Source organism: Methylobacterium sp. Leaf102 (assembly GCF_001422425.1).
Classification (GTDB): Bacteria; Pseudomonadota; Alphaproteobacteria; order Rhizobiales; family Beijerinckiaceae; genus Methylobacterium.
This window is the reverse complement of the sequence record NZ_LMMX01000002.1, coordinates 56,132-80,851: the sequence shown is the minus strand read 5'-3', so window position 1 is coordinate 80,851 and position 24,720 is coordinate 56,132. Positions and strand designations below refer to the sequence as shown.

At 70.0% G+C, this 24,720-nt stretch carries 28 protein-coding genes and 1 tRNA gene; 12 read left to right on the top strand and 17 right to left on the bottom strand.

The genetic code is table 11. The features are described 5' to 3' along the window. The first annotated feature begins 38 nt into the window (after positions 1–38). Together ASF27_RS04205 and ASF27_RS04200 are read left to right on the top strand one after the other, a co-directional pair. Positions 39–341 carry a hypothetical protein gene (locus tag ASF27_RS04205; protein WP_056358001.1) on the top strand — a complete coding sequence of 101 codons (303 nt, stop codon included), beginning with the start codon at positions 39–41 and terminating at the stop codon, positions 339–341. After that, positions 338–784: a PIN domain-containing protein gene (locus ASF27_RS04200; protein WP_056261711.1), complete on the top strand. Its 447-nt coding sequence runs from the start codon at positions 338–340 to the stop codon at positions 782–784. Before ASF27_RS04205 ends, ASF27_RS04200 begins: the two co-directional genes overlap by 4 nt. Before the next feature lie 6 nt (positions 785–790). Here ASF27_RS04200 and ASF27_RS04195 read toward each other — a convergent pair whose 3' ends face one another. After that, complete coding sequence (locus tag ASF27_RS04195; protein WP_056174735.1) at positions 791–1,441, bottom strand: hypothetical protein; 651 nt, start codon at positions 1,439–1,441, stop codon at positions 791–793. Next, positions 1,438–2,658 (bottom strand): hypothetical protein, encoded by a 1,221-nt coding sequence (locus tag ASF27_RS04190; protein WP_056357998.1) that lies wholly within the window; start codon positions 2,656–2,658, stop codon positions 1,438–1,440. Before ASF27_RS04190 ends, ASF27_RS04195 begins: the two co-directional genes overlap by 4 nt. Before the next feature lie 247 nt (positions 2,659–2,905). Here ASF27_RS04190 and ASF27_RS04185 point away from each other — a divergent pair, with 247 nt between their 5' ends. After that, a complete protein-coding gene (locus tag ASF27_RS04185) occupies positions 2,906–4,783 on the top strand; it encodes a cation:proton antiporter (protein WP_056357995.1) in 1,878 nt (625 codons plus the stop codon). A gap of 31 nt (positions 4,784–4,814) precedes the next feature. Here the strand turns inward: ASF27_RS04185 and ASF27_RS04180 are convergent, their stop codons facing one another. Beyond that, positions 4,815–4,988: a metallothionein gene (locus tag ASF27_RS04180; RefSeq protein ID WP_056094491.1), complete on the bottom strand. Its 174-nt coding sequence runs from the start codon at positions 4,986–4,988 to the stop codon at positions 4,815–4,817. 175 nt (positions 4,989–5,163) lie between these two features. Here ASF27_RS04180 and ASF27_RS04175 point away from each other — a divergent pair, with 175 nt between their 5' ends. Beyond that, a complete protein-coding gene (locus ASF27_RS04175) occupies positions 5,164–5,415 on the top strand; it encodes a hypothetical protein (protein ID WP_056174729.1) in 252 nt (83 codons plus the stop codon). A 75-nt stretch (positions 5,416–5,490) separates the two neighbouring features. On the opposite strand, the gene ASF27_RS04170 is transcribed toward ASF27_RS04175, so the two are convergent. Then, complete coding sequence (locus tag ASF27_RS04170; RefSeq protein WP_056174727.1) at positions 5,491–5,865, bottom strand: DUF6481 family protein; 375 nt, start codon at positions 5,863–5,865, stop codon at positions 5,491–5,493. A 205-nt stretch (positions 5,866–6,070) separates the two neighbouring features. After that, positions 6,071–6,280, bottom strand: a complete 210-nt coding sequence (locus ASF27_RS04165; protein ID WP_056174725.1) for a cold-shock protein — start codon at positions 6,278–6,280, stop codon at positions 6,071–6,073. A gap of 791 nt (positions 6,281–7,071) precedes the next feature. Here ASF27_RS04165 and ASF27_RS04160 point away from each other — a divergent pair. Then, positions 7,072–9,009, top strand: coding sequence for an autotransporter assembly complex family protein (locus ASF27_RS04160; RefSeq protein ID WP_244474194.1), 1,938 nt, complete (start codon positions 7,072–7,074; stop codon positions 9,007–9,009). Beyond that, positions 9,009–13,376, top strand: a complete 4,368-nt coding sequence (locus ASF27_RS04155; RefSeq protein ID WP_056357992.1) for a translocation/assembly module TamB domain-containing protein — start codon at positions 9,009–9,011, stop codon at positions 13,374–13,376. Before ASF27_RS04160 ends, ASF27_RS04155 begins: the two co-directional genes overlap by 1 nt. Positions 13,377–13,398: 22 nt before the next feature. On the opposite strand, the gene ASF27_RS04150 is transcribed toward ASF27_RS04155, so the two are convergent. Next, on the bottom strand, positions 13,399–13,587 hold the full coding sequence (locus ASF27_RS04150) for a hypothetical protein (RefSeq protein ID WP_056303448.1): 189 nt from the start codon (positions 13,585–13,587) through the stop codon (positions 13,399–13,401). A gap of 149 nt (positions 13,588–13,736) precedes the next feature. Here ASF27_RS04150 and ASF27_RS04145 point away from each other — a divergent pair, with 149 nt between their 5' ends. The 4 genes from ASF27_RS04145 to ASF27_RS04130 all read left to right on the top strand — a co-directional run bounded on the left by ASF27_RS04145 (position 13,737) and on the right by ASF27_RS04130 (position 15,397). Continuing rightward, entirely contained in the window at positions 13,737–14,234 is a 498-nt protein-coding gene (locus ASF27_RS04145; protein ID WP_056174719.1) for a peptide deformylase, read from the top strand. Between the two features lie 44 nt (positions 14,235–14,278). Next, positions 14,279–14,740, top strand: a complete 462-nt coding sequence (locus ASF27_RS22635; RefSeq protein WP_200918686.1) for a hypothetical protein — start codon at positions 14,279–14,281, stop codon at positions 14,738–14,740. Beyond that, positions 14,737–15,039, top strand: a complete 303-nt coding sequence (locus tag ASF27_RS04135) for a hypothetical protein (protein ID WP_244480919.1) — start codon at positions 14,737–14,739, stop codon at positions 15,037–15,039. The genes ASF27_RS22635 and ASF27_RS04135 overlap by 4 nt, the downstream gene beginning before the upstream one ends. Positions 15,040–15,154: 115 nt before the next feature. Then, on the top strand, positions 15,155–15,397 hold the full coding sequence (locus ASF27_RS04130; protein ID WP_056174715.1) for a hypothetical protein: 243 nt from the start codon (positions 15,155–15,157) through the stop codon (positions 15,395–15,397). 64 nt (positions 15,398–15,461) lie between these two features. Here the strand turns inward: ASF27_RS04130 and ASF27_RS04125 are convergent, their stop codons facing one another. The 10 genes from ASF27_RS04125 to ASF27_RS04080 form a co-directional block, all read right to left on the bottom strand. Continuing rightward, on the bottom strand, positions 15,462–15,671 hold the full coding sequence (locus ASF27_RS04125; RefSeq protein ID WP_056174713.1) for a hypothetical protein: 210 nt from the start codon (positions 15,669–15,671) through the stop codon (positions 15,462–15,464). A gap of 190 nt (positions 15,672–15,861) precedes the next feature. Further along, positions 15,862–16,536: an HAD family hydrolase gene (locus ASF27_RS04120; RefSeq protein WP_056357986.1), complete on the bottom strand. Its 675-nt coding sequence runs from the start codon at positions 16,534–16,536 to the stop codon at positions 15,862–15,864. A gap of 122 nt (positions 16,537–16,658) precedes the next feature. Beyond that, entirely contained in the window at positions 16,659–16,943 is a 285-nt protein-coding gene (locus tag ASF27_RS04115; RefSeq protein WP_056175060.1) for a hypothetical protein, read from the bottom strand. Between the two features lie 197 nt (positions 16,944–17,140). Beyond that, entirely contained in the window at positions 17,141–17,590 is a 450-nt protein-coding gene (locus ASF27_RS04110) for a DUF2934 domain-containing protein (RefSeq protein ID WP_056357983.1), read from the bottom strand. A gap of 73 nt (positions 17,591–17,663) precedes the next feature. After that, complete coding sequence (locus ASF27_RS04105; protein ID WP_056357980.1) at positions 17,664–17,924, bottom strand: hypothetical protein; 261 nt, start codon at positions 17,922–17,924, stop codon at positions 17,664–17,666. 47 nt (positions 17,925–17,971) lie between these two features. Beyond that, complete coding sequence (locus ASF27_RS04100; RefSeq protein WP_056174705.1) at positions 17,972–18,376, bottom strand: hypothetical protein; 405 nt, start codon at positions 18,374–18,376, stop codon at positions 17,972–17,974. Then, positions 18,373–18,777 carry a hypothetical protein gene (locus tag ASF27_RS04095; protein WP_056174703.1) on the bottom strand — a complete coding sequence of 135 codons (405 nt, stop codon included), beginning with the start codon at positions 18,775–18,777 and terminating at the stop codon, positions 18,373–18,375. The genes ASF27_RS04100 and ASF27_RS04095 overlap by 4 nt, the downstream gene beginning before the upstream one ends. A gap of 236 nt (positions 18,778–19,013) precedes the next feature. Beyond that, complete coding sequence (locus ASF27_RS04090) at positions 19,014–19,460, bottom strand: hypothetical protein (protein ID WP_056174701.1); 447 nt, start codon at positions 19,458–19,460, stop codon at positions 19,014–19,016. A 41-nt stretch (positions 19,461–19,501) separates the two neighbouring features. Then, entirely contained in the window at positions 19,502–20,764 is a 1,263-nt protein-coding gene (locus ASF27_RS04085; RefSeq protein WP_056357976.1) for a methyltransferase, read from the bottom strand. Then, a complete protein-coding gene (locus ASF27_RS04080) occupies positions 20,761–21,507 on the bottom strand; it encodes a TlyA family RNA methyltransferase (protein ID WP_056303433.1) in 747 nt (248 codons plus the stop codon). The genes ASF27_RS04085 and ASF27_RS04080 overlap by 4 nt, the downstream gene beginning before the upstream one ends. A gap of 244 nt (positions 21,508–21,751) precedes the next feature. On the opposite strand from ASF27_RS04080, the gene ASF27_RS04075 reads away from it, so the two are divergent. Then, the gene (locus ASF27_RS04075; RefSeq protein WP_056357974.1) at positions 21,752–23,305 is read left to right on the top strand and encodes a CYTH and CHAD domain-containing protein; all 1,554 of its coding nucleotides are present in this window, start codon (positions 21,752–21,754) and stop codon (positions 23,303–23,305) included. A gap of 10 nt (positions 23,306–23,315) precedes the next feature. Here ASF27_RS04075 and rlmB read toward each other — a convergent pair whose 3' ends face one another. Next, positions 23,316–24,113, bottom strand: a complete 798-nt coding sequence (gene rlmB / locus ASF27_RS04070) for a 23S rRNA (guanosine(2251)-2'-O)-methyltransferase RlmB (RefSeq protein WP_056174693.1) — start codon at positions 24,111–24,113, stop codon at positions 23,316–23,318. Between the two features lie 336 nt (positions 24,114–24,449). Here rlmB and ASF27_RS04065 point away from each other — a divergent pair. Next, positions 24,450–24,524 (top strand) — tRNA-Glu (locus ASF27_RS04065). Positions 24,525–24,720 lie beyond the last annotated feature (196 nt).

Genomic DNA, 24,720 nt, shown 5'->3' with positions numbered 1-24,720 from the left:
TGCCGGATATATATCTGGATATAGAGTGGAGACCGGCCATGGACAACACATCCCAGAAGCGGGCGCTCGGCGCCTACCGGGCTCGCCTGACCCAGCGCGGCATCGCCCGCTTCGAGGTGATGGGTCGCGAGGCCGACCGTGCCCTGATCCGCTCCCTCGCCCGTCGCCTCACGGAGGATGGTCCTGCCGCTGTCCGGCTGCGCGCCACGCTGTCCGCGGTCCTGGACGAATCGGCGCCGAAGACGGGTGGGATTCTGGCCGCCCTGCGGCGCTCGCCCCTCGTTGGGCTCGACCTCGACTTGACGCGCTCCGACGAGGAAGGGCGCAGGATCGACCTGTGACGCGCTACCTCCTCGATACCAACATCCTCAGCAACCTCGTCAAGCCGGTCCCGTCCACATCCTTGATCGCCTGGATGGCCGAACGGCCCGACACGTCCCTCTTCATCAGCGCCCTGACCGTCGCGGAGATCCGGCGCGGCATCCTCGAACTGCCGGTCGGACGCCGGCGCGACGGGTTGGAAGCGTGGTTCGCGGGGCCTGAGGGGCCGCTGGCCTTGTTCGCCGGCCGGGTCCTGCCGTTCGATGGGGCGGCCGCTCTCGCCTGGGCGGCCCTGATGGCCGAGGGCCGGCGTCGAGGCCGGCCCCGCAGCGCCCTCGACATGATCGTCGCCGCCATCGCGGAGGTCCATGCCTGCCTTGTCGTGACAGACAACGAACGGGACTTCGCCGACCTCCCCTTCCTCAATCCGATACGCGCCGATGACGCCCACAAATCCGACTGATCGCGCTCACAGCGTCTTCCCGTCGTGCCACACGCAGTTCGAGGCCAGGATGCCGAGGTTCACGTCGGATTTCTGCGGCTGCGGCAGGGTTTTGCCGTCCATGGCGAGATCGATCTTGATCTCGACCTGGCCCTTGGCCTCGTTGGTGCGGCGGGAGAAGTAGCAATATTGCTGGAACGGCTGGTCCTCGTTGGCCCGGAAGTTCCAGCCGGTGACGATCTGGCCGTCCATGTAGGGCACCTGCTTGAACACCGTGAAGGTGGTGTTCACGATGGCCTTCGAGGCGGGCGCCGCGTCGTTGCCGAGCTGGGCCTTCGTCGGGGTCGGCGTGGCGGCGGGCTTCGGCATCCCGCCTTCGAGCTTGAGGACGTTGTCGGTGAGCGTGACCTCACCCTTGGTCTTCAGGGTCACGTCGGAGAGGGCCGCCTGCATGGCGGCGGCGATCTTTTCCGCCGCCGTGTCGAACTGGTTCATCGTGGCGTAGCCGTAGGAGGCCGCGCCCAGACCGATGCCGGCGAGCGCGCAGAAGGCGCCGAAGCCCAGCGACCGAAACAGGAAGGCGCGGGCGGCGATGATCTTCGTCTCCGCGCGCAGGCGCCCGTTGACGTTCTGCGCCAGGACGACGTTCTCCGGCGTGCCGGTGGTGTGGATGCTCATGCGCCCGCTCCCGCGCTGGCCGGCAGGGTCACCTGGGCCGGCGGACGCCGGTCGATGGGAATGACTTCGCCGGAGGCGGCGTTCGCTTCACGCTGGGGCTCAGGTGCCTCGCGCGGGGGCTTGGGCTGAGCCAACCCGATCTCCTGCCGCAGGGCGTCGGTGATGGAGTCCAGCATGTAGGGGGTCGCCGCCGGATCGACGGTGGCGCCGAGGTCGTCCTCGTCCATGAAGGTCTTGCGGACCGAGACGGCGCAGAGGGCGAGGATCGTCGACGCGAAGGCGGCGCACAGGGCCGGCACGAACACGAAGATGCGCAGGAAGGCGTGAACCTGCGCATCCGTCACATCGATGGGATCGACCCCGTACACCATGGCGGTGAACGAGTGCAGCTGCGAGCGGTTGACCGAGTTGCGGTAGGCCTGCTCCGCATCCGCGACCTTGCGGTCGACCACACCCCGGTCGAGGGCGCTGCGGGCCTGCCGGGCCTCCTCCAGGGCCTTCGTGACGCCGGCGCGATCGCTGCCGGCCTTGGCGACGCTGGCGTTGAGGGTCGCCGTGCGCGGGTCGGTGACGCATTTGAGGTTCGAGTAGCGCTGGCCCCGGCTGTTGGTGCCGGAGACCCGCTCGCAGCGCTGGGCCGGCAGGGCCGAGAGCTGGCTGGCGTTCTCCGCCGCGCGCTTCTCGATCTGGTCGAGTTCCGTGGTGTATTGCGTCACCCGGGCATCGGCCGCCGCGATCCGCCCGTCGATGGTCGCCCGGTCGGCCTGCGCGTCCTTGAGGGCGGTCTTGGCCTTGGCCGCGTCCATGAGGCGGGGGTGGAACATCATCTCGCCGAGCTGCGAGACCGATTTCGTGGTCACGCCGGCGGCGAAGACGATGCCGATGATGGCCATGATCCGGATGGCGTAGGAGCGCTGCGTCCGCGCCAGGATGCCGAGCGGAACCCGGCACAGCTCCACCGCCGCGTAGACCAGCGGCGCGAGCAGCATGAAGTAGAACGCCTTCGAGTCGCCGTCGCTGTAGACCCCGGCGAACAGCCAGGCACCCCACAGGGATGCGCCGATGACCATGAACTCCACCAGGTAGGCGATGCCGACGTAGCCCCACTTGATGCGGTAGCCCTTCTCGACGTGGCGCTCGTGGGTCCACCGGTCGGATTCCCGACGCCATTCGCGTCGCTCGCGCTGGACATCCCGGCTGGGCGGCGTCTTTCGCATGGGGCACTCGTGTCTCGAAACGCGACGAACGTGGGACTTAACATTCCGTTACGCCCCCGGCTAAGCGGCCATTGTGCCGATTTTGCGCCGCGCTGTGGGGTGCGTCTTCGGTGCAACTCTGCCGGGCGTCGGTTTCGACGAATTCGGAGGACAATCCGATTGCGCGTCCGCGCCCTCCCCCCGCATGATCTGCGGGGCCGACGATCCTCCGGCCACCCATCACGGCTCAAGGAAATCCCCAGCCTCCATGACGGACATGCACGCCGGTTCCTACAAGGAAGCGATCCTGTTCCTCGTCACCGCTGGCGTGGTGGTGCCGCTGTTCCATCGCCTGCGCATCTCGCCCGTACTCGGCTTCATCGGCGCCGGCGCGCTTCTGGGTCCGTTCGGTCTCGGCCGCTTCGCCGAAGCGATGCCGTGGCTGTCCGCCGTCACCATCGCCAACCGCGCCGAGATCGCGCATCTGGCCGAGTTCGGCGTGATCTTCCTCATGTTCATGATCGGCGTCGAGCTGTCGTGGGAGCGCCTGCGCACCCTGCGCCGCCTCGTCTTCGGTCTCGGCTCGATCCAGGTGGTGGCGTCCGCCGTGGTGATCGGCGCGATCCTGTTCGCCCTCGGCGTGCCCCTCGCGGCCACGATCATCGTCGGGCTTGCCCTCGCGCTGTCCTCCACCGCCGTGGTGCTGCCGGTGCTGGCCGAGCAGAAGCGCCTCAACACGCCCGCCGGCCGGGCGAGCTTCGCGGTCCTGCTGTTCCAGGATCTCGCCGTCGCCCCCGTGCTCTTCGCCATCGCGGTGCTCGGGCGCAGCGACGGCGCCGATGTCGGGGCCGCGCTGGCCTTCGCCCTCGGTCAGGCGGTGGTGGCCCTCGTGGTCATCGTGGTGGCGGGGCGGCTCGCCCTGCGGCCCCTGTTCCAGCTCGTGGCGCGCACGCGCTCGCCCGAGCTGTTCATGGCGGCCTGCCTCCTCGTCATCATCGGGACGGCCCTGACCGCTGCCGCCGCCGGCCTGTCCATGACGCTCGGCGCCTTCGTGGCCGGCTTGCTCCTGGCGGAGACCGAGTACCGCCGGGCCATCGAGGCCACCATCGATCCGTTCAAGGGCCTGCTGCTGGGGGTGTTCTTCGTCTCCGTCGGCATGAACCTCGATCCGGCCCAGCTCATGTCGGCGCCGGGCGCCATCCTGGGCCTCGCCCTGGGGCTGATCCTGATCAAGGGGGCGATCATCGTCGCGGCCGCCCGGTTCCTCAGGCTATCGCGCGCCGTCGGCCTCGAGGCGGCGCTCCTGCTCGGCCCGGGCGGCGAATTCGCCTTCGTGCTCATCGGGGGCGCGCTCGCCGGAAACCTCGTGCCCGAGGAGGTCGGGCAAGCCGCCCTCATCGTCACCACCGTGACGATGATCGCGATTCCGGCGCTCGCCGTGCTCGCCCGGCGGCTCGGCAAGCGGATGTCGCGCGGCCCACTCGGGCGGGCGCGGGCCGAGCCGGTGCCGGACAAGCAGCAGAACCGCGTGATCATCGCGGGCTACGGCCGGGTCGGGCGCCTCGTCGGCGAGATGCTGGCCCGCCACAAGATCCCGTACCTGGCCCTCGATGCCGACGCCGCCCGGGTCTCGGAGTACCGCCGCCTCGGCAATCCGGTCTATTTCGGCGATTCGGCCAACGCCGAACTCCTGCGCCGCTGCGACATCGCCAATGCGCGCGCCCTCGTGGTCACCCTCGACAACCCGCGTGCGGTGGAGGCCGTGGTCGAGGCGGCGCGGGCGGAGCGGGCCGACATCACCATCGTGGCCCGCGCCCGCGACGCGCGCCACGCCACCGCCCTCTACGAGATGGGCGTCGACGACGCGGTGCCGGAGACCATCGAGGCGTCCCTGCAACTGTCGGAGGCCGTCCTCGTCGATGTCGGCGTTCCCATGGGCCTGGTCATCGCCTCGATCCACGAGCGACGCGACGAGTATCGCGCCATGCTCAAGCGCAAGGAGACGGAGGTGCGTCCGGCCTTCCGGGCACGCCGCACCGTGGGCAAGGGAACCCTCGGCAACGCGGCGGGCGGGAAAGGAACGGAGTCGGCCCGCGAGGCCGGCCTGCCGAAGGAGGCGGCCGACCCCGTGATCAGGAGCGCGTAGGGCGGCGACCCGCCCCACGCCGTCCGGTCGTTCAGCCGTGGCAGGCGCAGCCCGAATGTCCGCAGCCGTCATGGGACGCATGGCCGTCGGCGCAGGCTTCGCAACAGAAGGTCTTTCCGTCACGCTCGATCCCGGTGCCGGTCTTCACCTTGCAGACGCAGTCGGCGCAGGCACAGGGAACCATCTCGGCGGTCGCATCGGCCATGGGAACAATCCTTCGTTCGCTGAGGGGAGTGAGGACAGTTTCGCCAACGGGACGCCCGGCCGCAAGGCGCGCACGGCCACTGTCGCGAAGATAGTCCCCACCGATGGGGCGAAGCGTGCTAGGGAATGGCCAACCCCGCACGACTCCGTGCCCTGGGCAACTCCATGAGGCCCCAGTGGCGAACGCGTTCAAGAGCGGTGCATCCCAGTCGCGCACGACCGACGATTTCAACGAGCGCGCGAAACGCCTCTCGGAGCGGCTCGGCGCCATCGAGAAGCCCGCCCAGATGAAGCGCGGAAACGCGCCCCGGCGTTCGTTCAAGGCCGGACCGCGCCCCGAGGCCGACACCGAGCCGAAGGGCGAGGTCGCCGAGGGTCAGAACGAAGCCGTCGAGACCAACGAATCCGAGACCGAAACCGAAGCCTGAGCGACGCCGGATCGGACACGAAAAAGGGGCCGATGACACCATCGACCCCTTCCTCTCGATGTCCGAGGCACCCGTTCAGCGGCGCGCCTTGGCTTTGCGGGCGGCGTAACGCGCGTCGCGCGCGGCCTTCTTCTCGACCAGTTCCGCTGCCTTCCGCTCTGCGGCGGCGAGTGCTTCCGCTTCTTCGCGAGCGATCTGCGCCGCGAGTTCGGCCTCTTCGCGGGCCCGCTTCTCTTCCGCGGCCTGGCGCTCGGCGGCGATCCGGGCGGCTTCGCGTTCCCGGGCCCGCTCTTCGCGGGCACGTGCAACGGCGGCTCGGGCCTCGGCCTTCGCAATCATGTCCGGGTCATCCGCCGGGGTGCGGGCCTTGAATTTTTCCAGCAGCATCTGCTTGGCGCTGGCGGAGTTCTTTCGGCGGTCGTCGAAATTCCTGTAGTCGAAGGCGCTCATCTGACCTTTCTCGTGGCATGTCGCGGCCGGACGCACCGCATGGGGTGGGCGACCGTAGGGTGAAACAGAACAGCTGAAAATTCGGGTCGATCGGGGGTGCCAATGCCCCAACGCAGGTGCGGAAGCAACAGAAGCCGCCCGGTGACGAGCGGCTTCCCGTCGGTATGTTGAATCGATGCCTCACCGGGAGGCATCGACGGGAGCCTCAGGCCGCCTGGAGGTTGCCCGCTGATTGCTTGCCGGTGCGACGGTCGCTCTCGATCTCGTAAGAAATCTTCTGCCCCTCGATCAGGTTGCGCATTCCGGCCCGCTCGACGGCGGAGATGTGCACGAACACATCCTTGCTGCCGTCATCCGGCTGGATGAAGCCGTAGCCTTTGGTCTCGTTGAACCATTTCACGGTGCCCGTGCTCATGGCTTATCCTTTCGTCCAGTGAAGTCGTATCTGCCCTTCCCGCACGATGACGCGCGGAACCCAGACCGCAGGTTCGGTGAATTGTGGCGGATCGAGGCAGCATCCCCGCACGGTCCGAAAAGGACCGAGGGAATGCACGAACCCTTTGGGGCGGCCTTGGATCGACAGATCGGATGTATGAAGCCTGCGACGCACAGACAAGGCGCGAAGGCTTGTCGGGTTCCCCGCCGATCCGGGTTTTCGCCCCCACCGACGGAGGCCTGATGGTCTTCCCGCACGACCGCACAATTGTTCGGGCTGGTCTCGGCCGCATGGCGGGTCGTCGTTTCTCGGCGTTGCGCGCAGAACTTCCAAGGATGACTTCCCGAGGATGGTGGCCATCCACCCCAGAGTTGAGGCCTCCCGTTGCGGTTGCCCCGGTGTGGCATGATGGCTACGCTGGATGGCTTCTGCACGACGACGCGCCGAACGGCGTATCTGCCGGGGAACCACGACGATCGGCGGCACGTCACCGATCGGGCAGGATGCTTCACAGCAGGATGCTTCACGATCGTGCGGAGACGGCCATGTCGCGCCTGTTTAACCGCGCGGAGACGGATCGACACGGTTAGTATGGACCGGCATCGAAGCGGGGGCGGGATGACGGCAGCGAACAGGACCGGTCCGAGACCAGTCCGGGAAACGATCGACATGGCAGGACGAACCGGAAGACGGAACGGGATGTGCCGTTCGTGAGAATCGTCTGGTCCGGTTCGCGTCCCGCCGTTGCGCGCGCGCTGGCGTATGCTGCCTTGCCCGTTCTGCTCGGACTCGCCGGCGGTGGGATCGCGGCGCGGCCGGCGGCCGCGTTCGATCTGTTCGGCCTGTTCGGATCCGAAGAGGAGCCCCCGGTTCCGAGCGCCGGTGCCCTGCCCTACACGGTCAAGTTCCAGGGGATCGACGACGACGACGTTCTGCGGGCACTGCAGGACACCTCGACCCTCTATCGCCTGCGCCAGGACGCACCGCCCGACGGCGAGGGGTTGGTGCGCCGGGCCGAGGCCGACCAGCGCCGCCTCGCCGACGTGCTCTCGGGCTACGGCTACTATCAGGGCACGGTGCAGATCCGCATCGATGGGGTCACGCTGACGGGCGAGTCGAGCGTCGCCGCCGCGGCCGGTGCCGCGGAGGGCTCCCGCGCCCGCGCCCTCGTGCCGGTTCGGATCTCCGTCACGGCCGGTCCGCTCTACACCCTGCGCACCGTCGGCGCCCGCGATCCCTCCGGCAGGTCTTTTCCCGAGGAGGTGCTGCCGCCCCGTTTCACCCGTGTGGACAGCGACGTGCCGGCGCGTTCCGCGACGGTGCTCGCCCGCGAAGCGAAGATCGTCGATCGCTTCCGGGCGCTGGGTCACCCCTTCGCCAAGGCGGTCTCGCGCGATCCCGTGGTCGACGACACGGCCCACGTCATGGATGTGGGGTTCACCATCGATCCGGGTCCCATCGCGGGCCTCGGGGAGGTCGCGGTGCGGGGCACCACGGGCCTCGATCCGGCGGTGGTGCGCTCGTTCATCTATGCCGAGCCGGGCGATCCCTACTCGCCCAAGGCCATCGCCGACATCCGCCGGTCGGTGGCCAAGGTCGAGGCCCTGGGCTCGATCCGGGTGCGCGAGGGCGAGGCCCTCGATCCCGCCGGCAACCTGCCGATCTTCGTGGACGTGACCGAGCGCGACCACAATCTCATCGGTGTGGCGGCCCGCTACTCCACCGTCGACGGTCCGGGCATCCGTGCCTACTACGCCAACCGCAACCTCTTCGGTGGCGGCGAGACCCTGCGGCTCGACGCCGACGTGTACTACCTCGGCAACGACCTCTACGCGACGCAGCGCAAGCTCGCGGGCATCGATTCCAACGGCCTCGGCGGTCGCCTCTCGGCGACCTTCGTCAAGCCGGCCCTGTGGGGCACCCGCAACGACCTCGTCGCCAACCTGTTCGTCGGCCGCGAGGCGCAGCAATCGTACGTCAGCGACGCGGCCGGCGGCACCGTCGGCATCCGCCACCGCTTCTCCGACGCGTTCTTCGCCCAGGTCGGCATCGACGGGCAGGCCGGCCGCTCGCAGGACGCCCTCGGCAAGGTCGACTACCGCCTCGTCGGCGTGCCGGTCTCGGTGAACTACGATTCCACCGACAACCTCCTCGACCCGACGAAGGGGTTTCGGGTGATCGCGTCGGCGACGCCCTATGCGGGCTTCCTCGGCTCGGACCCGTCGATCTTCGTGGCGAAGGCGCAGGGCTCGACCTACTACGCGCTCGACGACGAGGCCCGCTACATCCTCGCCGGCCGCATCGGTTTCGGCTCGATCTCGGGCGCGAACCTCGACGAGATTCCCGCCAACATCCGGTTCTTCGCCGGCGGCGGCGGCTCCGTGCGCGGCTTCCCCTACCGGACGCTCGGTCCGCGCGGTCCGTTCAACCTGCCGATCGGCGGCCGCAGCCTGTTGGAGGCCTCGTTCGAGGCCCGGATCAAGGTCACCGACACCATCGGCGTGGTGCCGTTCTTCGATGCCGGCACCGCCTTCGCGTCGAGCGTTCCCGACTTCGAGGAGCGCATCCGCTACGCGGCGGGGCTCGGCTTGCGCTACTACACCGGCATCGGCCCGATCCGCGTCGACGTCGCCTTCCCCCTGGACCGCATCAAGGGCAACCGCGAGCGCCCCGTGGCCCTCTACATCAGCCTGGGACAATCGTTCTGATGGGATTTTTCGGGGGAGTCCGCGGCCGTCCGACGGCCCGTTCCGCGCGCGGCGGAAAAGCACCGGTCCGCGCCGTCCTGGTGGTGGTGGCCGTCGTGACTCTTGGTCCCGCGGTTCCGACCCACGCGGACGAAGCCGAAAAATCCGTCCTCGGCGGCCTGCTCTCGAAGGCGCTCTCCACCCCCGGCTCGCAGGTCGCGATCGGTGCCGTCGACGGCGCCCTGTCCTCCGACGCCACCATCCGCGATGTCGTCATCAGCGACGCCAACGGCGCCTGGCTGAAGCTCGACAAGGCGCGCCTGGTCTGGCGGCGCCTCGCCCTGTTCTCGGGCCGCCTCGAGATCGACAGCCTCGAGGTCGGCCGCCTCGAGGTTCTGCGCCGCCCCCTGCCCGCTCCCATCTCGGCCAAGCCGGAGCCGGACGGCTCGCTGCTGCCCGACCTGCCGGTGAAGGTCGAGGTGAAGGCGTTCAAGCTCGCCGAACTCGTGCTCGGCGAGGCGTTGGCCGGCCAGCCGGCGCGCCTCGCCGCCGACGGACGGGCCAAGCTCGGCGCCCCGTCCGAGGGGCTCGATCTCGATTTGAAGGTTCGCCGCCTCGACGCGGCCGGCGATTTCACGGCCCGGTTGCTGTTCGTGCCCAAGGGCGAGACCCTGGAGCTCAAGACCACCCTGATCGAGCCGGCGGGCGGATTGCTCTCGAAGGGCGCCAACCTCCCCGGCCATCCGGCGATCAACCTCGACCTCGACGGGCGCGGGACCCTCGATTCGTGGAACGCCCGCCTCGATTTCGATGCCGGACCGGACCTCGGCGCCAAGGGTACGGCCCGGATCTCGCGCATCGGCACCGACCGGCGCCTCGCCCTGGATCTCGCCTCGCGCATCGAGGGGCTGCTGCCCGGCCCGGCCGCCGCCGTGTTCTCCGGCACGACGAAGCTCGAAGGGGGCCTGCGCTTCTCCGACAGCGGCGCCTTCGGCATCGACCGGCTCGATCTCACCTCGCGCACGGCGCGCCTCGAAGCGCGCGGGTCCCTGACCCCCGACCGCATCGCGGATTTCGTCGTCGCGGCGCGCGCCGTGCCGACGGAGGGGGGCACTACAAAGGCGGGGGATGCCGAACTCGACACCCTCGTGTTCGACGGCAGCCTGAAGGGGCCGATCGCCCGTCCGGCCGTCAACGGCGTGCTGAAGGCCGCCGGCCTGCGCGCCGATGGCAACGCCCTCGACCGGATCGACGCAACCGTCGCCATGGCGCCGACGGGGCCGGATGCCGCGGCGACGCGCTTCGCCCTCAGCGCCGACGCGAAGGTCGAGGGCCTGTCCCTCGCCGACCCGGCCCTGCGCCGCGCCATCGGAGCGCGCGCCGCCCTCGTGTTCCGCGGCACGCTCCAGCCCAGCGGGATCGTCGACGTCGCCCGGTTCGAGATCGACGGACCGACCGCGCGCGCGACGTATGCGGGCAGTGTCGGCCAGAACACCCTGACGGGGACCGTCGATGCGACGCTCTCCGATCTCGCCGCGTTCTCCGAGGTCGCCGGCCGCTCCCTCGCCGGGAGCCTGACCGCGCAGGCCAAGCTCGGCGGCGACCCCGCCCGCAAGGCCGTGACCGCCGATGTCGATGTCCGGGCCGATCGCCTCGCCCTCTCGGTGCCGGCCCTCGACGGCCTGCTCGGCCGCACCCCACGGTTCACCGGCCGCCTCGCCCAGGTCTACGACGGCTACAGCTTCGACGGCGCACGTCTGGAGGGCGCCGAGATGGTCGCGCGCCTCGACGGCCGCGCCACCGCCCGCCTGGCCGACGCCAAGCTCCTGGTCGATCTCAAGGACCTCTCCGTCGTCGATGCCAATCTGTCCGGCCGGGCGCTTCTCGACGGCCGGCTGACCGGCACCCTGGAGAAGCCCGACCTCACCGCGACGGTCACGGGGGACGATCTGCGCGCACAGGGGCGGCCCATCCGCGACCTGCGCCTGGAGGCGACGCTCCGCGACCTCACCGGCGCCCTGGACGGAATCGTGAAGCTGAACGGCGACGTCGCCGGAAAGGCCCTGCGCGGCGACGCCCACCTCGCCCGTCTCCCCCAGGACTGGTCCCTCGACCGCCTCGCCTTCAGCCTCGGCTCCGTTTCAGTCACCGGCAGGGCCACCGTCGATGCGCGCTCCTTTCTCACGGAAGGAAACCTCAGCGTGACGGCGGCGAACCTCGACGACCTCTCGCCCCTGGCCCTCACCGCCCTCGGCGGAAGCCTCGAGGCCGCCGTGAGCCTGTCGCGCATCGGTGGCCGCCAGGATGCCGCGATCCGTGCCAAGGCCGCGTCGCTCCGGGCGGGCACCGTCGGCCTCGCCCGCCTCGATGCCGACCTCACGGGCCGTGACCTTCGCGCCCGCCCCGTCGTCGACGGCCGGGTCGACGCCGACCGGGTGGTGGTCTCCGGCGAGACCCTCGACACCGTGCGCCTCGCGGCCGTCGGAACTCCGAGCGCCAGCGACATCACCTTGACGGCGAAGGCGCGCGGCTTCGACCTCGACGGCGCCGCGCGCCTCGTCCCCGCCGATCGGACCCGGATCGAACTCGCCCGCTTCTCGGCCACGCGCGGCGGCGACCGTCTCGCCCTCGCCGAGCCCGCAACCATCACCCTCGCGAACGGCGGCGCGCTCATCGACAACCTCGTGATCGCCGCCGGGTCGGGTCGGGTCAGCCTGTCGGGCCAGGCCGGATCGCGCCTGGACCTCAAGCTCGGCCTCCGCGCCGTACCGCTCGCCATGGCGCGCATCGCAGCCCCGAGCCTCGCCCTCACCGGCACCCTCGACGGCGAAGCGGATCTCCGGGGCACGTCGCAGCGGCCGGAGGGACACTACGCCCTGACCCTGTCCCGCCTCGTGACGCCCGAGACCCGCAAGGCCGGCCTGCCTCCGATCGACGCCAAGGCGAGCGGGACCCTCTCGGACGGGCGCGCCGGCATCGAGGGGCGCGTCTCGGCCGGGCGCGGCGCCGAGATGACCGTCTCGGGGTCTGTCCCGGTGGCGGCCGGCGAGGCCATCGCGCTGAAGCTCCGCGGCACCCTGGAGGCCGCCCTCGCCAATTCGATGCTCAGCGTCGGCGGTCAGCGCGTCACGGGTCGCGTCGCCCTCGATGCCGGGGTGTCCGGCACCCTCGCGGCCCCCCGCGCGGACGGCACCGCGACGCTCACGGGCGGGTCCTTCACCGACCCGCTCCAGGGCATCCGGCTCACCAACATCGAGGGCCGCGTCACCGGACGCGGCGACACCCTGGTGGTCGAGCGCCTGACCGCCCTGACCCGCAACGGCGGCACGTTGCGGGCCGATGGACGCGTCGCCCTCCAGCCTGCGGCGGGCTTTCCCGGCAGCCTGCGCCTCAATGCCGAACGGGCCGAACTCGTCTCCAGCCCGCTGATGACGGCGGTGGCGAGCCTCAACCTCGCCCTCACCGGTCCCCTCGCCAGGACCCCGAAGGTGTCCGGCCGCGTCGATCTCGTCTCCGTCGATGTCACGGTGCCGGATCGCCTGCCCGCAAGCGTGAAGCCCTTGGAGGGGGTACGCCACGTCAACACCCCGCCGGACGTCCGCGCCCGCCTCGCCGCCCGGGCCGACCGCAAGGCCGCAGTCGCTGCGGCCGGACGCCGGCGGGGTAAGGCCGCCCCCCCCTTCGACGCCACCCTCGATGTGGCGGTGAACGCGCCCAACCGCATCTTCGTGCGGGGACGCGGCATCGATGCCGAGCTCGGCGGGGCGCTGCGCCTCACCGGATCCTCGCGCGACCCCGTCGCGACGGGCGATTTCGAGATGCGGCGCGGCCGTCTCAGCGTCGTCGGCCAGCGCCTCGATTTCACCCGGGGACGCCTGACCTTCGGCGGCGAGATCGCGCAGCCGGATCTGGATTTCCTGGCCGAGACCAAGGCCGCCGAGATCACCGCCCGCATTGCCGTGACGGGCCCCGCGAGCCAGCCGGTCTTCGCCATCACTTCGGACCCGACCCTGCCGCAGGACGAGGTGCTGTCGCGCCTGCTGTTCAAGAAGGCGTCCGGCGGCCTGTCGCCGTTCCAGGCCCTGCAACTCGCCCAGGCCGTGGCCCAGTTCTCGGGGGGCGCCGGCGGCGTCGATGTGTTCGAGCAGGCTCGCAAGGGGCTCGGCCTCGACAGCCTGGACATCTCGACGGGGGCGAGCGGCGGGCCGGCCGTCGGTGCCTCTCGCTATCTCAGCGACCGGCTCAGCGTCGGCGTGAAGGCCGGTGCCAAGCCGGCCGACACGGCGGCCACCGTCGATTACGACGTGACGCGCCGCATCAAGATCCAGGGTGAAGCCGGCAGCGACGGCCGTACCGCCGTCGGCGTTGGGGCCGAGTGGGAGTACTGACCGGCGGAGTCGCTCGCCGGCGCTAGCGCATCAGCCAGAGCGACTGCCCGAACCCGCTCAAGGGCGCGTGGAAATGCGTCACCAGCACGATGGCCCAGAGCAGCCCGAGCACGCTGGTCAGGCTGAGGAGGATCACCTCGCCGTACTCGTGGGCGCCGCGCCGGGCGCCGTTCGTCGTCGGAGCTTTTGCATCGTGCCGGGTGCGCGCCATTCGGTATCCTCATCGTTGCCCCGTCACCGTCCGAAGCGGTGACGTTCGGATACCGCCGCAAGGGCCGCGCCATCACACCGGCCCATCCCTACGTCGAGGGCAGGTGAGATCAGCCCTGCCTGAACCCCTTCTCGCACCGGAGTCGCGCCGTGCCCGCTCGATCCCTCCTGTTCTACCCGGACCCACGCCTGCGCCTGCCCGCCGAACCGGTCCGCGTCTTCGACGATTCCCTGCGCAGTGCCGCCGCCGATCTGTTCGAAGCTCTGAAGGCCGTGTCGGCGCTCGGTCTCACGCTGCCCCATCTCGGACGCGCGCAACGGGTGATGGTGGTTCGACTGGAGCCCGGTGATCCCGCGACCACCTACGTGAATCCCGAGATCGTCTGGACTTCGCCCGAGCGCGCGCCGCAGATGGAGGGCAGCGTCTCGATGCCGGGCGTCACCGATCTGGTCGATCGCGCGACCCAGGTCCGCCTTCGCTACCGGGACCTCGACGGAGCCGAGCAGGAGGAGAGCGCGGCCGGGTTCCGCGCCGCCTGCCTCCAGCACGAGGTCGACCAGCTCGACGGCATCTTCTGGATCGACCGTCTGTCGCGCCTGCGCCGGGAGCGCGCGGTGAAGCGCTTCGGCAAGCTTCGGCGGCCCTGATCCCGATGTTCCGCCCGCGCCGCGCCCATGATACGCCGTTGGCCATGCGGTTCGCCCTTTCGATGCTCCTGCTGTGCTCGGCTGCCGTCGCGGCCCCCGCCCCCGTCGCGGCCCCCGCGGCGCCGGCCGTCATCGGCTGCGCCTCGCTCGCGAATTTGCGCATTCTGTTGCGGCAGACCGCCAACGATCCGGCTAAGGCGGCCGCCCATCTCTCCGACGACAAGGCCGATCACCTCGGGTGCGCGATCCTCGGGCGCGAGACCGTGGTGGCCCTCGCGGATCATGCCGCCCTCAACGGACACGCCTACGACTGCGTCACGGTGCGCGGAACCAGCGTGTGCCAATGGACCATCGCCGGGTCCGTCGCACCGGCCGAGCCGACGCGTCCGGGCCGCCGGACCCAATCCGAGACCGGCAAGGCCGCATCCGGCAAGACTACGATGGACAAGACCACGATGGACAAGACCGCGACGGACAAGGGAACACAGGACAAGGCACCGCGATGAGACGAATCCTCGGAGCCATGGGCGCCCTGATGCTGGTTCTCACGGGAAGCGCACGGGCCGCGCCCGAGCCCGCACAGCCGGTCGTCGCCTGCGAAACCCTGGTCGGGCTCCGTCTGTTGATGGGCGATGGCGGCACCGATCATGCGGCGGCCGTCACGCGCCTCCCCCGGCATTCCGGCTGCCGCCTCGTCGCGCGCGACAAAGTGGGGGCGGCCGAGCAGAGGGCGATGATCGGTGGGGCGCCGTTCGAATGCCTGACACTTTCGGACGCGGGTCGATGCGCCTGGGTGATGCCCTGATCCTGCGGTGTCAGTGATCCGCACTCGGTTGCGGCCAAGGTTCTGCTACGCTCGTTCCGAACGACGGGGGAACCTCACAATGATCAGGATCGGCGGGCGTGTTGCAGGGATCGTGATGGCTGCGGCCATTCTCGGCGGATTTGCCGGATCGGGGCATCCAGCCCTCGCCCAGGGGGCGTCTACGCCGATCCAGAGCCCGCAGGATGCGGCGTGTCGCAACGAGGCCCGGGCGAAGGTGTTCGTGACGCCGGACCCGAAGGGACTCGGTCTCTATGCCATCGGCCGCCAGATCTACATGTCGTGCATGCGGCGCCTGCAACCCGCCGCCACGCGGCGCGTGCGTGATCGCAGACGCTAGGAGTGGACTGTATCCGGGACGGCTCGGCCGCGCCGCAGGATGGCGCGGACCCGGATCGAATCGATCAGGCGCTCAAGGGGGCACCGATGCGGGCGCGGAGCTGATGACGCAGATTCTGGTTCGCCGTCGCGTCGGCGTCGAGGGCGGACATCAGACGCAGGAGGCGGCTGATGGGCGTCGAACGATCCTCGACCGCCGCAGCGATGAGGTCCTGCAGCGGCGTCTGCTCGCAGGGAAACTGGGTGGTCTCGCTCGAAAGGGCCGACTGGAGCATGGGTCCACGAATCCGTCGCTGTGATCAGGCTAATCCCGCGCGGCTCGCTACGCCATGATGCGGTGCGGCGCCACCCCCTTTTTGCCGCCTATCCATAGCCGGCATGGAATTTCAGGCCCGCACACCCGTACACGCGTGAAATCCGTGGATATCCATGTGTGGGAAAGCACGCGAACCCCGTCCGCCCGCCTCACCGCGCCAGGGGCGATTCGGCGTAGCGATCGCAGAGGTCCTGCGGATCGGATACGACGGCGATGCAGCCCGAGGCGCGTAGCTCGGCCTCGGAGACACCACCGCACAGGACGCCGATGGTGGGCAGGCCGACCTTTGCGGCGGCCTGAACATCGTAGGCCGTGTCGCCCACCACCATGCTCTGCCAGGCGTTCAGGGGGGCGAGCTTGGCGAGCGCCGACGCGAAGATGTCCGGAAACGGCTTCGAGCGTTCGGCGTCGTCGGAGGTGGTGGTGACGGAAACGAGATCGGCAATCCCGAGCAGATCCTTGTAATGCGCCACCTCGTCCGCCTTTCCCGACGACGCCAGCGCGATGGTCTGACCTTCGGCCCTGATCCGCTCGAACAATGGGCGGACGCCCGGAAACGGCCGGACCTTGTCGAGGAACGCGCGCTTGAACAGGTCGGACCGATAGGTCTCCATGGCTTCGCCCTCGCGCTTCACCCGGATCCGATCGACGAACATCGGGAGAAGCTGATCGCCGCCCTTGCCGATCTGGGCTCGGACCTTCGCGTGCTCCGTCTCGATGCCGAAATGGGCGAACGCCTCGACCCAGGCCTGGGCGTGGAGATCGACGCTATCGAGAAGCGTCCCGTCGATATCGAAGATCACCGCCTTGACCGCCGACGCCATCTATTCTGCCCCCAAACGATCGGCAGGGCGCGCATCCGAGCGGGACGCGCCGGCCGAGCCGTCGATGCAGCCGAACGGCTGGCGTGGGCCGACGTTCCGTCGCGACGCGAAGATCGACCGTTTCAGCGCGGGACGATGTGCAGGCCGTCATCCGGCAGGAGGTTGCGGGCCGGCCCCCCGGTCTGCTGGCCACGGCCCTGCTGATAGTAGGGCAGCTCGGGACGACGGTCGTTGTCGCTGCCCGAGTCGTATTCGTAGGGCCGGCTCCACGGCGCGCGACCGCCGACGCCCGCCACGGTTTCGACCTCGCCGGGGATCGGGGCGGTGCCGTAGCCATACGGCGTCGCCTGCGCCGCCACCGGGACGACGATCGCCGCGGCGACGAGGGTGGACAGCAGAGCCTTCATGATCGACCTCGCATTCCGGGCCGTGGCCTGGAGCCCGGCCAAGGATCGTTCGAGGGCTCAACGCCACGCTTGATCCCGGTGTTCCCAAGTCGGTGAAACGGCGAAGCCCGCCACCCTGGTCGGGCAGCGGGCTTCGAGGATGTCGGGAATGGGGGCCGGTTCTCGGCACGGGCCGATGCCGACATGAAGACGCGTCGTTAGTGCATGACCACGCTGGTTTCGGCGCTGAACGCCTTGGAGCGGGCCGCGGCCACCTTGGACGTGGTGGTCTTCGGGGCGGTGGTCCGAGGGACCGCGGCCTTGGCGGAGGCCGTCTTCGTCGCTGCCGTCTTGGTGGAAGCCGGTTTGGTCGAAGCGGTCTCCTTGCCGGGTGCCTTGGCGACCTTGGCGGCGGGGGCCTTCGCCGGCTTTGCCGTCTCGACTGCCTTGGCGGCGGCGCTGCGGGTGCCGGTCTTGGGCTTCAGGGCGCGGGCGGGGCTCGGAGCGAGGCTGATCTCGGCGGAAACCGGACGAACCTGGACGGGCCTGTCGGCGACGAGTTCACGCTCCGCCCGGAGCCAATGTTCGGTGGCGTGGCCGTAAACCCGGCCCTCGCCCTCCCAGATGAAGTAGGCGCGCTCGCGCACCTGCTGCTCGAAAGGATGCATCGCGTTCTCCTCGTGGATTCGACGAGAACGATGAAAGGGCACGGTTAACGCCGGGTTAACCGTGCCGCGCGCCTCACCCCTTGGCCAAGCGCCGGGCATTGGCCCGGACCTTCCGCCGATACCCGGCCATCACCTTGGCCGTCGAACCACCGCGAGCCAGCAGCAGCGCCGCCTCGTTCGCGGCCGTGATCTTCTCGCTGACCATGCGATGCGCTTCCACCTGAGCGGAATTCCCACCCGCAGCGAGCTTGGCCAGCCGAAGGCCGATCACATGCTGGGATTCCATCGCCAGCAGGGTCGCGTCGAGACCGAGTTTCCACCACGCGCCGAACATGCCACCCACCCCAGTCAAGTCTTCGGCGGCGAGAGCCGCTCCGGGTTTCAGTCGAACGAACGGCCCTTCGCGGCGGAGCCGCCGAGGCTGATCTTCTTCGGGGGCGATCCGGCGAGGCTGATCTTGCGGGCGGGCGCGGGGGCGGCCTCCGTTGGGACGGCCGGACGCGCCGGTTTCATGCGCGACTGTCCGTAGACCACGGAGCCGATCTCGCCGGCGACGCGAACGAGATCCTCGCGCTCGCAGGCCCGGGCCACGGTCAGGCCGAGCTGGTGCATGTGGCTCTTGCCGTAAAGGTAGACGGCGAGCTTGGAGCGTGTCGGTTCGGCGATTGTGGCGAGCAGTTCGGGCAGATCGTCGGCGTCGGCCCGATAGACCTCGCCGAGAAGGTCGAGGGAGACCGGGCAGGCCGGATCCGCGACGGGACCGCTGGTGGGATGGGATTGCGTCATGGAGCACCTGTCTGTGCGAAGGGGGAAGACGTGGCCGGGGCCGCCGCGACGGGAGCCGGGGTTGCCTCGACGGGGGTCGGAGAAGGTGGTGCGGCGGGCGGGCGAACCGGGGCGAGGCAGCCGGTGCAGACCGACGCGATGGCGATACGGGCGCGCTGATCGGCCCGCGCCCACACCGCCTCGTTGCGGGCCCGGGCCTGTCGGACCTCCTCGTCCGTCATCGGTCCCGATCCCGCGCCGAGATGGCGCGGCGCCTCGCCGGGCGGTCGGATCCGGAGAAGCAGCGGCGCCTGCTCCCGGGCGTCGAGCGCTTCCTGCGCGGCCGCAGGCGGGATCGCCGCGACGAGACCGATGCTTCCGGTCGCCAGGAGGGTGAAGCGGGCGAGGATCGAACGGCGCATCGGCTCCCCGTCGGCGGCTGTGAGGGCGGACGATCGCCACTCTATGGTTAACAAGGACCTACCGCGACGCGCTGGGTGGTGACGCAGCGGCAACCCGCCCGATCGACTGCACTGCAGCATGGTCTTAACGTTGCGGCATGGACACCACAATCTGGCTCTGGATGGCTGCGGCCGTTACCTATTCCGGTTACATGGTCTTTGCCATGCGGTCATGACCGCATCGGGACCGGCCCGCCTCAGGTCCGGTCGTCCTTGTCGATGGCCGCGCATATCGTCACCAGATCGCTGCCGGAATTCGCGACCGAGCACGTGACCAGGGCCCTGCCCGCGTCGACCTTGCTGTGGCGCTTGGTTTCCGCACTGGTCCGCGCCGTGCGCCCGGCCTCCGCGAGGGTGTCGGCGGGAAGGCCGTTGACCGCCTGCCCGGCCCGTCCGAACAGCGGGAAGTAGCCCGTCGGCAGGGTCGCCCCCTTGAATTGGGCACCTACGGCCGAGAGGTCGCCACAGGCCAGGGTCAGGCCGATGCCCTCCCCCGCCGAGAATTCCGCGAAATCGACGGTGCGCCGGACGAGGGTCGCCTGCGTCGCCGCCGTCACGCGATCGATGAGATCGCCGCAGCGATCCGCCCGCGCCGGTGTCGCAAGGGCGAGGGATAGGCCGAGGAGCATCAGGGAGGTGCGCATGGCTTCTCAGCTAGGGGAAGGCCGGCACTTGTCGAGCGGGCTCACGCGAGGGATGCCCGCCGGCGGCGCACCACCGTACGACGGAACACACCCACCACCTCGACGTGGCTCGAATACTTGAACTGGTCCACGGGGGTCACGCTCTCCAGCCGGTAGCCGCCCGCCACCAGCGTGGCGGCATCGCGCGCGAAGGTTCCGGCATCGCAGGCGACGCCTACCACCAGCGGTACCTTGCTTTCGGCGATGCGCGCCGCCTGCGCCTGGGCGCCGGCCCGGGGCGGATCGAACACCACGGCGTCGTAGAGGTCGAGCTCGATCGGCAGGAGGGGGCGCCGGAACAGGTCGCGCCGCTCCGTCGTCACCTGGCGCAGGGACGGCGTCGCGCGCACGGCCCGGTCGAGGCTCGCCAGCGCCGCGGCTTCACCCTCGACGGCATGGACATCGCAGCGTTTGGCCAGCGCGAGGCTGAACGGTCCGCTGCCGGCGAACAGATCGACGACGCGCTTCGTCTTCTTGTCGAGGGCGGCGAGCACCAGGGCCGTGAGGGCCGACTCGCCGGCCTGCGTCGCCTGGAGGAAGCCGCCCGGCGGCGGGCTGAGGCGAATGCCGTCGGTCGCGATCACGGGTAGGCGGCGCTCGACGAGAATCTCGCCGTGCAGGGACAGGCGCGCGAGGTCGAGGTCGTCCGCGAGACGCACGAGGACGGCCCTTACCCCTTCGGCCACGGGGCCGTGGCCCCGGATGTCGACGTCGAGCCCGGCATCGGTCGAAGTGAAGGCGACATCGAGGGGTTTTCGCCCGTGCCCGAGGGGCGCGCTGAGGGCTGTCGCCACCGTGGGGGCCCGGTGGAGCGCTTCCACGGTGATCGGGCAATGGTCGATGGCCACGAGGTCGTGGCTGCGAGCCGCCATCAGGCCCGCCCTGGCCCCCGCCTCCCCGGCCCGGACATGCAGCGTCAGGCGTCGGCGGCCCTCGCCGTGGGCGTCCTGCAGCGCCCCCGGATCGGCATCGAGGCCGGCCTGCGACAGGGCCTGGCCGACGAGGGCCCGCTTCCAGGCGGCATAGGGCTCGGGCGCCCAATGCTGGACGGCGCAGCCGCCGCAGGTTCCGAAATACGGGCAGAACGGGTCGATCCGGTCCGGCGAGGCGGTCTCGACGGAGACGAGTTGACCGCGACCGCCTTCGCGCCGGATGGCGACGCGCTCGCCCGGCAGGGCGTAGGCGACGGCCGCTCCGTCGGTCGCCATCCCGTCGCCACGCGCACCGAGTTTGGCGATGGTGACGATGTCGGGGGAATCGGTCATGGAACTGCTTTCCGGCGCGCTCCGATGAGGAACTCGCGATTGCCGTCGCCGCCGGTGACGGGCGACGGGATCAGGTCGAGGCCGGTGAAGCCCGCGCCCGCGATGAAGGTGTGGATCTCGGCGCAGACCGCTTCGTGCACGGCCGCGTCGCGGACGATGCCGCCGCGTCCGATCCGGTCTCGGCCCGCCTCGAATTGCGGTTTGACCAGGGCGGCCAGGGCCGCCCCCTCCCCCATGAGGGCCGCGACGGCGGGCACCACCAGCCTGAGGGAGATGAAGCTCACGTCGATGGCGACGATCATCGGGGCCACCGGGATCGTCGTCCGGTCGAGGGCACGCGCGTCGTGCCCCTCCAGGCTCGTGACCCGGGGATGCGTGCGCAGCGAGGCATGCAACTGATCGTGGCCGACATCGACGGCGTAGACATGGGCGGCCCCGCGCCCGAGGAGCGCATCGGTGAAGCCGCCCGTCGAGGCGCCGATATCGAGGCAGGTGAGGCCGGCGGGATCGAACCCGAAGGCGTCGAGGGCCGCCACGAGCTTGAGCCCGCCGCGGGAGACGAAGGGATGCGGGGCCTGCGCCTCGATCCGCGCGCCCGGCGCGATCAGGTCGGAAGGCCGCGCCACCACCCGGCCATCGGCCCGCACCAGACCGGCCGCGATGGCGCCCTGCGCCCGCGCCCGGCTCTCGAAATGGCCACGCTCGACCAGGAGGCGATCGGCCCTGATCCGGTCCCGCGTCATTCCCAAACTCAAAACTTCGGCGCCCGGCTGCCCGCAGGCCGGCGCGAATTCCCCTCCGCTACACTACAAAGTGGCGCGCGCGAACGAAAAATCGTGCGTGTTCGGCTCGCGTCGACGGCGCCGCCTGTCGCATACAGGAACCCCGAGGCCCGCTCTGCCCCGGGGGAACGGATGCCGGGCGACGGCTTTGAGATCGCGCAAGTCGGCCGTTCCCTCAGACCCGACCGCGACAACAGGACGAACCATGGCCACGCCGCGCGAGATCGAGTTGAAGCTGGAATGCGGGGTCGCCGACCTCGCCGCGCTCGCGAACCATCCCCTGTTGCGGGCGGACGGGACGCCGGAGGCGGTGGTTCTCAGCTCGACCTACTTCGACACGGCAAAGGGCGACCTGCGCAAGGGCGGACTGACCCTTCGCGTGCGCCGCGAGGGCGACCGCCGCATCCAGACCGTCAAAGCCGCTTCTGCGAGCGTTGGCCTGTTCGACCGGGCGGAATGGGAGGCCGAGATCTTCGGGGAGGTGCCGGACGCCGAGGCGTTCGCCGAGACGCCCGTCCCGGCCCTCCTGGGCGACGCGGCCGATCCCGCCCTCGTGCCGGTCTTCACCAGCGTGGTGGATCGTACGACCCGTCTCGTGGTCCACGGCGCCTCGCTCATCTCCGTGACCCTCGATCAGGGGCGCATCGAGACGGCCGAGGGCGCCGTACCGCTCTGCGAAGTCGAACTCGAACTCGACGAGGGCAGCCCTGGCGACCTGTTCGGCCTCGCCCAGGCCTTGGCCGAGACCATTCCTCTGCGCCTCGGTGCCCTGAGCAAGAGCGCTCGTGGCTGGCGCCTCATCGACGGGACGTTGCGCAAGTCCAGCAAGGCCAGTCCCGTGCGCCTCGAACCCGACGCCACGGCCGGCGGGGCGTTCCGGGCCGTCGCCCAGGCCTGCCTGCATCACCTGCGCCTGAACGAGGACGTGTTCCTGCACGGACGCCACCCGGAGGGTTTGCACCAGATCCGCGTGGCGCTCCGGCGGCTGCGATCGGCCCTGACCCTGTTCAAGCCGATCCTGACGAGCGATCCCGCCGCCGCGCACCTGCGGGACGAGATCAAGCGCGTGACGGAGCCGTTCGGCCGGGCTCGCAACCTCGATGTCTTCCTGGAAACGACCTTGCCGGCGGAACTCCAGAAGCGCCCCGAAGAGGCCGGCCTCCAGGATCTGCGCACCCGCCTCGAAGCCGAGCGCGATCGAGCGCACGATGCCGTGATCGCCACCCTCGAATCGCCGGCCTGGCGCAGCCTGATCCTCGATGTCGCCGCCTGGATCGAGACGGGGGCGTGGCGAACGCAAGGACCCGCGGAGGGTGGGACACCCGCCCGCGATGCCCCGGCGGAGGATTTCGCCGCCGACATCCTCGACCGGATCCGCCGCCGCATCCGCAAGCGCGGCCGCCGCCTCGAACGTCTCGACCCTGAGGCGCGCCATCGGGTGCGCATCGAGGGTAAGAAGTTGCGCTACGGCGCCGAGTTCTTCGCCAGCCTGTACACGGACAAGAAAGCGCACAAGCGCCACAAGGCCTTCGTCTCGGCGGTGTCGGATCTCCAGGACCATCTCGGGGCCCTGAACGACATGGCGACCGCCCACGAGGTGTTGTCGAGCCTCGCCACCGCGGGCGATGGGGTCCCGGCCGAGACGCTGTTCGCCGCCGGCCTCACGGCGGGGGACAACGAGGCCGAGACCAAAGCCCTGCTCGCCAAGGCGGCGGACGCCCATGCCGATCTCGTCGATCTCAAGCCGTTCTGGCGCTGAAGGGCTCGCCTCAGCGTCCGACGCTGAGGGCGTAGAGGGTGATGGCCGCGGCGTTCGAGACGTTGATGCTGCGGATCTCGCCCCGGAACGGGATCCGCGCGAGCACGTCGCAATTGTCGCGGGTCCGCTGGCGCAGGCCCTTGCCCTCGGCACCCAGCACGATCACCGCCGGACGCTTGGCAGCGATGGTGTCGAGATCGGTCCCGGCCTCGGAATCGAGGCCGATGCGGGTGAAGCCGCGCTCGCCGAGATCGATGAGCGCCTCTGACAAATTGCGGACGATGACCAGGGGCACGTGCTCGAGGCCACCCGACGCCGATTTGGCGAGGACGCCGGTGGCGGTCGGCGAGTGCCGGGCCGTGGTGATGATGCCGGCGACCCCGAAGGCGGCGGCCGTACGGACGATGGCCCCGACATTGTGCGGATCGGTGATCTGATCCAGCGCCAGCAGCAGGGCATCGTCGGGCAGGTCTTCGAGGTCCGGGCCCGGCAGCGGATCGGCTTCGAGATAGAGGCCCTGGTGCACAGCATCGGCCCCGAGAAGCGCATTGATGGCGCTCGGCCGCACCAGCTCGGGATCGATGCGAAGCTGCCCGATCTCCTCGGTGAGGCGCAGCATGGCGTTCTCCGTGGCGAGGAGCCGGTGCAGGCGCCGGCCCTCGTTGGCCAGCGCCTGGGCAACCGGATGCCAGCCGTAGAGCACCACGTGGTCGCCCTCCGGCCCTGCCGGGCGGGGGCGGAAGCGATCGCCGCCGGGGCCGGGCCGTCTCGCCTGCCGGTTCGGCGGGCCGTCGCGTCGCGTGGTCATGGGGGCTGTCCGCTCGTGCCGGGCGGGGCCGGGGAACGCCCGCCGCTGTCCTGCGCGACAAACCGGCCACCGGCGTTTTCGTCAAGCGGCAAACTTGTCCGGAAACGCCCGTTGCCCCCGCCTCCGATCCCGCCTATAGAGGCCTCGCTCTGACCAGCGCCCTTCGTCTAGCGGTCCAGGACGCCTCTATTCCCCTACCATCCTACCAAGTACGTGGTTGCGAGGGTCAGGCATGGTAGGCATCCGAGGTCTGTCAACGAAGGATGCTTCTCGGCCGGTACAGACGGTTGACTGCCCGGCTGTGCGAACGTAGAAAACTGGTATTGGTGAACCAAAGCGCCTATCGTCTATCGGTTAGGACAGGTCCCTTTCAAGGATCAGAGCGGGGTTCGACTCCCCGTAGGCGCGCCAATACAGTATCAAACCCCATGGCGACTGCCGCAGAGCTCAATTGAGCCTTTGTTTATCGACGGTAGGGCGTGGTTTTTCCGCACTGAAAGATGGGGTCGCCCTCTGTAGAGCGAGCCATTACCGTCCAGGACCGGGAAACGTCTCGCCGGGTTATTCTCGGTCGCCACCTTCAGCGTTAGCCCTCGGAGGTGCGTAA